The following is an 11,067-nucleotide window of genomic DNA, read 5'->3' on the forward strand; positions in this document are numbered from 1 at the left end:
AGCACCAGAGCTGAGTGGCTCGTTTCGCATCAAATTACTATAAATCATGCAATGGAGTCCGAAGCTGCTGTTGTACAACGATTTTAGGCGTTATTAATATTCAAACACGCACTTAGAGACTACATTAGCACCAGAGCTGAGTGGCTCGTTTCGCATCAAATTACTATAAATCATGCAATGGAGTCCGAAGCTGCTGTTGTACAACGATTTTAGGCGTTATTAATATTCAAACACGCACTTAAGGGACTACATTAACTTCAGTGGTGAGCAGATCGTTTTCCGTCTAATTACTATTCAATTATGTAGTAAAACTAAGTCCGCAGCTAACGTTGTACAACGATTCTAATTACACCCTAAAATTTAAAACACAAGGGGTATATTAGTAGTACTGAGAGGCTTGTTTGGCATCTAATTGCTATAAATCATGTCGTTGAGTGAGGTTCATAGCTGCCGTTGTAAAGCAATTCGAGGGGTTATTAATATTCAAACACGCACTAAAAGGTCTACATTGATGCATATATTACAAGTTTCTAGCCATCTGGGTTTATTAAACAGCGCTCTTGCATGCAAGCTAAATTAACAGTGATGAATAATAAACCTCCTATAGGTAAGAGGTTCATTACTTTGATTAATTAAAGCATATTTTCTAATAAGGGTAGTATTTGTTCAAGGCGCTCATTGGCTTGGGATGTTATTGCAATTGTTGCATCGAGTTGTATTTGGCTTTTAACAAGCAGTGCTGTTTCTATGGCGTAGTCGGTATCTTTGATTCGACTATGTGCGGCGCTTAAATTGATGGCGGCATTTTGATTGGTTTTGATAATGCTTGTAACTCTATTTTGGAATGCTCCGATCTCCCCGCGTTGGCTCCCAATTTGCTGTAAAGCACCGTCTAATACTTTGATGGCAAGTTGCGCATTATCATGCGTAAGTATATCAGTATCACCCAATACCGTCGCGGGTAACTCTGTCGTGACTGTCGTATGACTTCCCGTTGGTACTTCGGTAGTCTCATTGTAACTATTTACTACATTACCATCTGTGTCAGTTAGAGTAAGAAAGCCCGAGGCTAGCCCATTTACTTCATTTTGAACAGGCAAGGGCCTTGATTTAAAGATAGCGCCAACGGGGAAGCCTATATCGGGCATGCCAGTGTTTGTATTTCCCCTAGCTCCAAATCCTACTTCTAGGTTATTGCTTTCAGGATTTGTTACATTGAAGTTATTTACAGCAACATTTCCACCTGTGTCATCAATCAGGTTGATGCCATAATATTGGCCTACACCGCTGTTCCACCCTGTTGAAAGTGTTGCACGAATACCTGTGGTACTTGTAATATTATTAACTTGCGTTACGAGTCCTTCCAATTGCGTTTTGTCTTGAAAGTCAGTGATTGAAGCGCTAATTGAGGAACTTCCTTCTTCTCCACTTAGATCAAAATTAAACTCAATAGGAGTGGGGTAGGGGACGGTATTATAATCGGGATCTGGAAAGTCCTTAAATACTAAAGCTGCATATGTTTGCGCTGTTGCTGTTACATCTTCACCTAAAGCATTTATTGCATCTGACACTTCTCTTGTTGAATTATAGTCCTCGATTAGTACCAGGTTACTTGAACCCGATGAAGGAGTGGTTGCAGTAGCTAAGGCAAAACGTGTGTCCCATGTAGAAGAAATAGGTCTATTTGGTGGCGAGTTACTATTAAATGTTACTCTGTCTAAAGATGGACTGGAAATCCTTATGGTCCCTAACTCAGTGTCAGGTATAGAGGTAGTTACTGTTGTTGTCTCAGTACTGCCTATCTCGGTGATATCGAAGCCATCAATACTTAGTTCTATTGTTTGTTGTGCGTCAGCCCCTATTTGAAAAGACTCTTGAAAAGTTCCATCAAGTAAGCTTTTACCCGCAAAACTTGTTTCTTTAGCTACACGTGATATTTCGTGCTTTAGCTGAGAGTACTCACTATTTAAAGCTTCACGATCGTAAGCCGTGTTTATGTCATTCGCAGATTGGATTGCCAGTACACGCATCCGTTGTAGAATGTCCGTAACACCAGAAAGAGCACCTTCGGCTGATTCAGCTATAGAGTTTGCATCTACTGAGTTGCGTATAGCCTGATTCATTCCGAGTATTTGTGAGTTGAGCCTATTACTGATCTGCAATCCCGCAGCATCGTTACTGGCTGAATTAATGCGGTATCCTGATGAAAGCTTTTTACTACTATCACTTATTGCCGCTTGTTGTTCATTAATCACCCTATGAACGGCAAGGTTTGTCCCTATTGCTATCATTGAACTTGTTAAATTTATGATTTTCAATCACTTAAGCAAGAGTTATACCTAGATTCTGCGTTAGTTTTTTGACTGGCTGGATAGTGAGCAATCAGCTAAATTTTCGATTAAATAGTGTTCGAAGCTATTAGGCGAGGGGGAAATTCGCTAATAGCTTCAGTATGGCAGTTAGGTTTGTTTGGAAATGAACGTTGTACAATGAATCGAATCTTAATATTCAACTACGCGCATACGAGTTGCCCTGATAGGATTTCATTTTTTATCCGATAGACGGTGGCAACGCTGCAATCAGCGAGTTTAGACACTTCTTCTGCCCCAAGGTTTTTGTTTATGTACCTAACGACCTTTTCTCTGGTCGCTTTATTCTTACTACGCCCACCAACCTGTTTCCCTTCAGCTTTTGCTTTGGCTAAGCCCTGCTTAATTCTTTCACGACGCTTATCGTTATCCTGGCGAGCCATGGTTGCCATTAGGTCAAGCAACATATTGTTGACTATTTTTAGGATGTTACTTGTTAGGTCATCATCACTAATGAGAGTGTGGGTCGTTGGTAAGTCAGCGACTATAAGGCGCAGACCTTTTTCGTTAATGATTGCTTTTAGTTGATACCACTCATCAAGGGGAAGACGAGAGAGGCGGTCGACGCTTTCGACAAGTAGTATCTCATCAGCCTCAGACTCAGCTAGCAGTAAGCCTAGTTTAGGGCGTTTTAATTTAGTGCCAGTGTAGTTCTCAACGTACTTCCCTACGATAGTTATGGCATTACTCTGACAAAAATCAGTAAGCTCCTGTTCGGCTCGGTAAGCGTCTTGCTCTTGTGTGCTTGCTCTCATGTAGATTCTAGCGTTCATATTCTCTCACTTCTCATTAGCCTTTTGTGTAACTAACTTCATTGATAAACTCTCAATAGCCATTCGATTTATTGGCTATTGAGAATTAATACATATCAGCCTGACGATGTAAAAAACACCTCACTCGGCTATAGTCAATTGACACCGCATCATGACTTAATCTTCTGGCGCTCATCGTCTATTTTTTGTAAGTCTGCGTTAAAGCTAGATAAGAACTCATTTTGGTCTTCATCAACCAAAGCGTCAGTTTCTTTAAATGCATCAGTCGGAGAGTTCATACGGAGGTTTTGTATGTTTATAGCTTGCTTCCAAATAGAGATGTCTTCTTCGGTCATTTTAGTCAATGGGAAAAAGAGGTTCTCTTCGCTGTAATAGTTATTAGGTATCTCTAACTGCGGCAGGGGGAAGTCATCACACTTTACAATATACCTTTTGCTCTTTCTGCTGAACTCTACGTATTCAAGGCTTCGACTCTCATCGAAGTACAGTTTCGTCCCATCAAGGTACGCATAAATTTGTAATCGATGCATTGCAGTATTGAAGCGTTTCGGCTCGTTTAAAAGGTCTATTAGGTCGGGAAGTATTAGCTCGGCTTTTTCAACGTGGCTATCCTTTTTCAAGCTCTGTAGCTTTTGAAGTATATCCTCGACCTCTTGCTCTATCGTTAAAATGTGCTTAAAGGCATGACGTACTGTTGCATTATCGCCTGCCTCTTCTGCTTCGTTAGAGACCTCCTTGTAGTTGTCTAGTTTTGCCGATAATTTACTCAGCAGCCTGTTTAAGGTACTTTCTTGTTGGAGCCTATCTTTATGTAGTTCTGACTTGGTCAGCTTTTCAAGTATGGTTCGACGTGAATACTCGAAATAAAAATAATGTGCGATGATAAGAGGGAACGTACTCTTTGTCGTGCAATCAGGGCTCTTGATACCTTTACGCTGAGTGTTACTACACCTTAATAAAGGAAGGCTATAGCACCCTTTTTTCTTATTATAGCTGCGCTGAATGCTCATTCCGCAACCACAACCCTTGCACCGGATTAAACCACTAAGTGGCCATTCGCTATCGGGCTTAATATTTTTATATTTACGGTTTTCGCGAATATCTTGTGCTTGGTAATACGTGCTCTCATCTATAGCTGCCTCATAAACCTTGTTCCCACGCCACAAGCCGATCACTGAGTCCTTAGTAATCCAATCCATTACAGTGCTAGGGTTAGTTTTTTTCAAGAAAGAGGCATCAGGGTACTTCTCTTTTATGGCGTTGAGTATATTTCTTTGACCTTGGCCTGAGAGGTAAAGATCGAAAATATCTCTGATGATGCTTTTATGTTCGTTGCATTTACCATCACTGTTCAGCCAAAAAGGACGTCGCATCTTTGGTACAATGCCATGCTTAGCGTTTTCTTCACGTCTTACATAGCTACCCTTAATTTTTCTAGAGCGATACTCTGAGTCTTCATAGGCGGCTTTTATTTCAAGTAATAGCTCAATCCGTCCAACAAGGTCATTAACATCCTCAGGCTCATATATCTTATCCTTCTTAGTGATCGCAATAGACACGCCATACTTCCAAAGCCTTTTCAGTAAGCCCTCGGCTTCACCGAGATCTTGGCGTGTAAGGCGGCTAAAGTGTTCAATCAATACAATCGATTTAGGCTCGATTAGCCCTGACTCCAGGCGTGCAATAAATTCACCTAATGCGCCAGTCGATACGTTTTTACCCGTGTACGCAGAGATACCTTCATCAACAATCTCTTCTGCAAGCTCACATTCCGGGTGTCTGCTTAGCCAGCCCTTAAGCTGTTCCGACTGCCTATGTAAGGAGCTGTTACCTCTTTGTGCATCCGAGCTAAACCGCTGGTAGGCATATACTTTACGTTTCATAATCTTTAATTTCGATGTGATTTAATGGGGATATTATTTGATGTGCACAGCTAGGTCAACAGTGAGTTAAAAGCAGCGCAAAGTGCAATGTTTTTAATTCGTAAGTACGCGGTAGATAAAGACAGCAGCGATGCCTTACTTGAATGGCTAAAGCCCTTTGAAACACTTATTTATAAACGCGAAGGTAATTGGCGTGATTTAGCGGCTAAAAATAAACTTACAAAATCTATTATCCCAAAGTCTAACTCACCTTACGGGCAAGATTTAATAGATAAAATGGTGATGCTAATAAAAGAAGAATTACATCACTTTTACCAAGTGCTCGAAATAATGGACGAGTATGGAGTAGAGTACCGCAGTATTACACCGTGTCGTTACGCTAAAGGGATGCTACGTAACGTTAAAACGTTTGAGCCTAATGCATTAGTCGATAAACTAATTGTAGGTGCTTATATTGAGGCTCGCTCATGTGAGCGTTTTGCTGCACTTGCTCCACATGTTGATAAACGCTTAGGCGATTTTTATATTTCATTGCTTCGCTCTGAGGCGCGCCATTATCAAGATTACTTAACACTGGCACAAGAAATTGCTGATTTTGATATTACTGAGCGAGTCGATTTTTTTGGTAAAATTGAGGCTGATTTGATCACTAGCCCTGATGAAGACTTTAAATTTCACAGTGGCGCTCCTGCACTAGTTACTAATTAAAGCAGTGTTATTTAGCTCTTCAAGCACACCGGTTAGTTAGGTGTGCTACTTCTTTCTATAAAGTCTATGAGCTCAAGCGCCGTGCTTTGAGAAAAGCCATGTTTTACTAATAGCTCTTTTGCGGTGCCATTGTATAAAATAGTAGAAAAGCCTTGTTCAAGCGCGTCTCTTTTTTGTTTTGCATCAGGGTCAGACTTTGGAAACATAACATGCAGTTGATGATGCTCTAAATCGGGCGAAATATATTCAACTTGTGGCGCGCCGGGTTCATTAAGCTTTTCGGTGTTTTTTAACCAGTATTCACCCACTTCTTTAGTGCCTGCTACTAAGTCTATTCGTCCTTTTTGAAGCATATATAAACTGTTAATTAACCCGCGAGTTGAGGTTACGGCCAGGCCATTACTTTCAGAAAAAACTTCACTTACTGCATAGCCAACGCCTTTACAAATACTGTATGGCTGTAAAGAGTCCATACTGCCGTCATAGTTTATTTGTCTGTCTTTGAGCTTAAATAGTCCAACGTATACGTTAGCAAGTGGGCGCGAGTAATAAAAAAGATCAGTACGCGACTTTGTATAAAAAGCGCCTAAAATCGCATCTTTTTTATTTATTTTGGTAAGCTCCAGCGCCCTGTTCCAGCTGGTAAACTCGATGTCGTTATTAATATTTTGATTAGCTAAGGCCGCTTTAGTTAAGGCAGTAACCCAGCCGTTATCAATTAAGCGCTCACCAATATAGGGTGGGGAGTTTTCGGCGACGAGCTGCCAATTTTCTGAGGCATACCCTTTGGAAAAAATGCAACAAAGCACCAAACAATAAATAGCTTTATACATATATCCTTATCCTATTACCAAAAAGTACTTAAATAATAGTCAGGATTTGAGATTATGCGAAGGGCGTATTAATGAGTTTTTGACCTTGTGGAGTAACCACTAAATATGAGCCTTGAGTATACCAATCACCAAGCACAGTGCGTGTTAGTATTTGCTTACCTACAGTGTAAGTGTGTACGTTAGGGCGGTGGGTGTGGCCGTGTATCATGTTACTTACATTATACTTGGCAAACATCGCTAGTACGGCGTCATCTACTACGTCTAAAATTTCTATGGGTTTGTCGGCTTGGCTTAATTTGCTTTTTTCTCTGGCATTGCGAGCAATTTTTTTTCTGTACCATAGTGGCATTGCTAACATTAATTTAGGCCACCACCAACCGCGACTTTTTTTACGAAACTTTTGATACTCAATATCTTGGGTACACATTTCATCACCGTGCAAAATAACAGTGGGAGTGCCATATAAATCTATAACCGTTTGCTCGTTTAGCAATACCATACCTGCGCGTTTAGCGTATTGCTCACGCATAATAAAATCGCGATTACCGTGTATAAAGTACACTGGTGTACCGCCATCTTTAACGGCTTTTAAATGCTTTGCTACCTCACTAGCCAATTCTGTTACGTAGTCATCCCCAACCCATACTTCAAAAAAATCACCTAAAATATACAGTGCATCTACGGGCTTACCAATAATGTGCGTATTTATAAAGCGATAAAAGGCCTCGCTAATATCTGGGCGGTTTTCACTTAGGTGTAAGTCTGCAATAAAGTAGGTTTGAGAAGTCATAGAGGCATCTAGTTAGGTTAAATAAAAGCGGGCGCATACATAATGTACCATGCCCGCTTAATTACTCAGTATATGAGTAAACGTTTAGCTTACAGTAACGTTTTCGATGATTACATTTTCAAGCGGTACGTCTTGGTGAAAACCAGCGCTGCCTGTTGCTACACCTTTAATTTTATTTACTACGTCCATGCCTTCAACTACTTCAGCAAATACACAGTAACCCCAGCCTTGCGAAGTTTCGCTGCTGTGGTTTAAAAAGTCGTTGTCGTTAACGTTAATAAAAAATTGGGCTGTTGCTGAATGTGGATCAGGTGTACGCGCCATTGCTAATGTACCTACTTTATTAGATAGGCCATTATTTGCTTCGTTTTGAATTGGGTCGTTAACGTCTTTTTGTTCCATACCAGGTACAAATCCACCGCCTTGCACCATAAAGCCGTCAATTACGCGGTGAAAAATAGTGCCGTTGTAAAAACCTGAGTTTGCGTACTCTAAAAAGTTTTTAACTGTGTTTGGAGCTTCTTGCTCAAACATTTTAATGGTGATGTCACCAAAATTAGTGTGTAGAACAACCATGTGGTTTCCTATATCTGGTTTAATTAGTCGCGCTATTTTATCTTAGTTAACTAAGATAAACAAAGTGCTTGTTCAATATATCCAAAGCTGCCCAAGGTATATACTTGTGCGTTTTACAGGGGGTTAATATCGAGGCGGTATTTTGCCGTTGTGGTATTTTTTTCAATATATAACCACGCACAGAGCAAGAGCCTATTAAGCAATAAACAGGGTGGTTTAAAACTGATTTTTACAGTGTTATTAATTTTAACAACAGAACCTCTATTACATACAATCAAGGCCTTGCCTAAATTGGTTTTAATTCCAGCTTAAACACGCGCATTGAGGTGGTTTGGGTATAAAAAGCGCTAGAGCGGGGGCTTTTCAAGTGTTAACATAGCCAACTCAGCAAACAGTCAAGGACTAAAAGTAAATGGTACAAATATACAACACACTCACGCGACAAAAAGAGCAGTTTAAACCTATGGTCGAAGGCAAAATCGACATGTATGTGTGTGGTATCACCATTTATGATTTTTGTCATATCGGTCATGCGCGTACATTTGTCGGGTTTGATGTTATTGTCCGCTACCTTCGCCACCTTGGTTACGACTTAAAATACGTACGTAATATTACCGACGTAGATGACAAAATAATCAAACGCGCAAACGAAAATGGCGAGTCAATTAATGACCTAACTTTGCGTATGACCCAAGCCATGCACGAAGACTTTGATAGCCTAAACATGTTGCGCCCAGATATTGAACCTACGGTTACAAACCATATGGATGAAATTATCGAAATGGTTGAGCGCTTAATTGCAAAGGGCCATGCATACGTAGCAAACGACGGCGACGTGCTTTTTGATGTTTCTACATTTGAGCAGTACGGCGCACTATCGCAGCAAGATTTAAGTATGCTCCAAGCAGGCTCTCGCGTAGAGGTTGCACAGGATAAAGACGATCCGCTTGATTTTGTATTGTGGAAAAAAGCAAAAGCAGGCGAACCTTCATGGTCATCTCCGTGGGGAGAAGGGCGTCCGGGTTGGCATATAGAATGTTCAGCAATGAGCTCAAAGCATTTAGGCGAGCATTTTGATATTCACGGTGGCGGCTCTGATTTACAGTTTCCGCATCACGAAAACGAAATTGCGCAATCATGCTGTGCAAACAATGGTAAGTATGTAAATACATGGATCCACACAGGCATGGTACAAGTAAATAAAGAAAAAATGTCTAAATCATTAGACAACTTTTTTACTGTGCGTGAGGTACTAAAAACATATGACGCTGAATCAGTTCGTTACTTTTTAATATCAGGGCATTACCGTAGCCAGTTAAATTACTCACAAGAGAATTTAGATCAAGCACGTTCATCGCTTGAACGTATTTACACAGCACTTCGCGGTGTTGAGCCAATAACGTGCGATATTGAAAACAATGAGTACGTGGCTAAATTTAGAAAAGCCATGAATGATGACTTTAATACACCAGAGGCGTTACCGGTGTTATTTGAACTGGCTAAAGAGCTAAACCGTGTTAAAGACACCGATACACAGCAAGCAGGGCAGTTAGCATTTGTGCTTCGCAGCATAGGCGAAGTACTTGGTGTTGCCCAGCAAGCACCTGAATCGTTTTTGCAAGGCGGGCAAGATGATGATGAAGTGGCCACTATCGAAGCGCTGATTGTAAAACGTAATGAAGCGCGCGCAAACAAAGATTGGGCCGCTGCTGATGAAGCACGTGATGCACTTAATACACTCGGTGTTGTGCTTGAAGACTCAGCAGGTAAAACAACGTGGCGTAAAGCGTAAATGCGTTAAAGTAGCTTATAAACTAAAAAGGGTTGCCAGTTGGCAACCCTTTTTTAATGCAAAGGCATTAAATTAACTGTGGTATTTTTCACATGCTTCGAGGGTATTTTCAATTAAACTTGCTACAGTCATTGGGCCAACGCCACCCGGTACAGGAGTAATAAAATCAGCTTTTTGCTCTGCAACACTGTACTGAACATCGCCCACTAACTTGCCTGTATCTAAACGGTTAATACCTACATCAATCACAATCGCACCTTCTTTTACCCACTCACCAGGTATAAATTCAGGTTTACCTACGGCCACTACTAATAAGTCTGCGCGGCGCACATGGGTTTCTAAGTCTTGTGTAAATTTGTGACATACCGTTGTAGTACAACCGGCAAGTAATAACTCAAGCGACATAGGGCGGCCAACAATATTAGAGGCACCAACAACTACCGCATGCATCCCTTTGTAACGCACGCCCGTTGAATCTAATAAGGTAATAATCCCTTTGGGTGTACATGGGCGCAGCGCCGGCATACGTTGCGCTAAGCGGCCAATATTGTAAGGGTGAAAACCGTCTACATCTTTATGTGGTGTAATACGTTCTAAAATCTTTTCTGCATCTAGGCCTTCAGGTAGCGGTAGTTGCACCAAAATACCATCTACTTCGCCATCGTTATTTAGCTCATCAATTAATGCTAGTAGTTCTTCTTCGCTGGTTTGCGCTGGTAAATCAAATGACTTTGAAATAAATCCTACTTCTTCACACGCTTTACGCTTAGAGCCAACGTAAACTTGGCTTGCAGGGTCAAGCCCTACCAGTACTACTGCTAAACCGGGTGCACGTAAACCGTTTGCAACGCGTTCGCTTACGCGCTCAGCCACTGCACTACGTACTTGTTTTGCGATTGCCTTACCATCAATGATGTTTGCCGTCATGGGGGACCTTTAATTGGGGTTAAATAAACTTCGATACTTATATTTTAAAAGCATCTGCATATAAAGAGGGGTGTATGCAAAAAATTAATTTTATTAATGCTTTTTTAATATGCAGGCTATTTTCGCAGAAAAGGCCCGAAGCGCCAAGTTGCTTTTAGGTTATAAACCGGTGTTTTCAAAAAAAGCGTCTAAATTTCAGCTTAGTTTTGCAATATTTAACCATTATGAACTAAAAATGACCGATTGATTTATTTTATGCAAAAAACGTTTGACCTCTCCCAGGCAAATCACTATTATGCACCCCGTTGTCAACGAGGTCACTCGCAGGCAATCGTAAGCATCGGCGATTAGCGCAGTTTGGTAGCGCACTTGGTTTGGGTCCAAGGGGTCGCAGGTTCAAATCCTGCATCGCCGAC

At 41.0% G+C, this 11,067-nt stretch carries 8 protein-coding genes, 1 tRNA gene and 1 pseudogene; 3 read left to right on the forward strand and 7 right to left on the reverse strand.

Going from position 1 to position 11,067, the window contains the following annotated elements; translation table 11 throughout:
* Nucleotides 1-632: 632 nt before the first annotated feature.
* From MTF64_RS03725 to MTF64_RS03735, 3 genes are all read right to left on the reverse strand, one after another.
* Complete coding sequence (locus MTF64_RS03725; RefSeq protein ID WP_248450635.1) at nucleotides 633-2,318, reverse strand: flagellin; 1,686 nt, start codon at nucleotides 2,316-2,318, stop codon at nucleotides 633-635.
* A gap of 194 nt (nucleotides 2,319-2,512) precedes the next feature.
* Entirely contained in the window at nucleotides 2,513-3,124 is a 612-nt protein-coding gene (locus MTF64_RS03730) for a recombinase family protein (RefSeq protein ID WP_248450637.1), read from the reverse strand.
* A 167-nt stretch (nucleotides 3,125-3,291) separates the two neighbouring features.
* A complete protein-coding gene (locus MTF64_RS03735; RefSeq protein ID WP_248450639.1) occupies nucleotides 3,292-5,025 on the reverse strand; it encodes a recombinase family protein in 1,734 nt (577 codons plus the stop codon).
* 63 nt (nucleotides 5,026-5,088) lie between these two features.
* On the opposite strand from MTF64_RS03735, the pseudogene miaE reads away from it, so the two are divergent.
* Nucleotides 5,089-5,733: pseudogene (gene miaE / locus MTF64_RS03740) on the forward strand (tRNA isopentenyl-2-thiomethyl-A-37 hydroxylase MiaE); the annotation flags it as partial.
* A gap of 32 nt (nucleotides 5,734-5,765) precedes the next feature.
* On the opposite strand, the gene MTF64_RS03745 reads toward miaE, so the two are convergent.
* From MTF64_RS03745 to MTF64_RS03755, 3 genes are all read right to left on the reverse strand, one after another.
* Nucleotides 5,766-6,566 carry a transporter substrate-binding domain-containing protein gene (locus tag MTF64_RS03745; RefSeq protein WP_004586889.1) on the reverse strand — a complete coding sequence of 267 codons (801 nt, stop codon included), beginning with the start codon at nucleotides 6,564-6,566 and terminating at the stop codon, nucleotides 5,766-5,768.
* Between the two features lie 52 nt (nucleotides 6,567-6,618).
* Nucleotides 6,619-7,356, reverse strand: coding sequence for a UDP-2,3-diacylglucosamine diphosphatase (locus MTF64_RS03750; protein WP_248442896.1), 738 nt, complete (start codon nucleotides 7,354-7,356; stop codon nucleotides 6,619-6,621).
* An 84-nt stretch (nucleotides 7,357-7,440) separates the two neighbouring features.
* Nucleotides 7,441-7,932 (reverse strand): peptidylprolyl isomerase, encoded by a 492-nt coding sequence (locus MTF64_RS03755; protein ID WP_024032242.1) that lies wholly within the window; start codon nucleotides 7,930-7,932, stop codon nucleotides 7,441-7,443.
* A gap of 412 nt (nucleotides 7,933-8,344) precedes the next feature.
* Here MTF64_RS03755 and cysS point away from each other — a divergent pair, with 412 nt between their 5' ends.
* Entirely contained in the window at nucleotides 8,345-9,724 is a 1,380-nt protein-coding gene (gene cysS, locus MTF64_RS03760) for a cysteine--tRNA ligase (RefSeq protein WP_096739308.1), read from the forward strand.
* 72 nt (nucleotides 9,725-9,796) lie between these two features.
* Here the strand turns inward: cysS and folD are convergent, their stop codons facing one another.
* Nucleotides 9,797-10,651 carry a bifunctional methylenetetrahydrofolate dehydrogenase/methenyltetrahydrofolate cyclohydrolase FolD gene (gene folD / locus MTF64_RS03765; protein WP_029772557.1) on the reverse strand — a complete coding sequence of 285 codons (855 nt, stop codon included), beginning with the start codon at nucleotides 10,649-10,651 and terminating at the stop codon, nucleotides 9,797-9,799.
* Nucleotides 10,652-10,992: 341 nt separating this feature from the next.
* Between folD and MTF64_RS03770 the strand changes: the two genes are divergently transcribed.
* Nucleotides 10,993-11,066: transfer RNA gene (locus MTF64_RS03770), tRNA-Pro, on the forward strand.
* Nucleotide 11,067 lies beyond the last annotated feature (1 nt).

The sequence above is a fragment of the Pseudoalteromonas sp. 2CM41L genome (assembly GCF_023161905.1).
Classification (GTDB): Bacteria; Pseudomonadota; Gammaproteobacteria; order Enterobacterales; family Alteromonadaceae; genus Pseudoalteromonas; species Pseudoalteromonas atlantica.

Bases quoted from the DNA above. Each gene is read 5' to 3' on its own strand.
- MTF64_RS03730 (WP_248450637.1), bottom strand. From the start codon at position 3,124: ATGAGAGCAAGCACACAAGAGCAAGACGCTTACCGAGCCGAACAGGAG.
- MTF64_RS03735 (WP_248450639.1), bottom strand. From the start codon at position 5,025: ATGAAACGTAAAGTATATGCCTACCAGCGGTTTAGCTCGGATGCACAA.
- MTF64_RS03745 (WP_004586889.1), bottom strand. From the start codon at position 6,566: ATGTATAAAGCTATTTATTGTTTGGTGCTTTGTTGCATTTTTTCCAAA.
- MTF64_RS03750 (WP_248442896.1), bottom strand. From the start codon at position 7,356: ATGACTTCTCAAACCTACTTTATTGCAGACTTACACCTAAGTGAAAAC.
- MTF64_RS03755 (WP_024032242.1), bottom strand. From the start codon at position 7,932: ATGGTTGTTCTACACACTAATTTTGGTGACATCACCATTAAAATGTTT.
- cysS (WP_096739308.1), top strand. From the start codon at position 8,345: ATGGTACAAATATACAACACACTCACGCGACAAAAAGAGCAGTTTAAA.
- folD (WP_029772557.1), bottom strand. From the start codon at position 10,651: ATGACGGCAAACATCATTGATGGTAAGGCAATCGCAAAACAAGTACGT.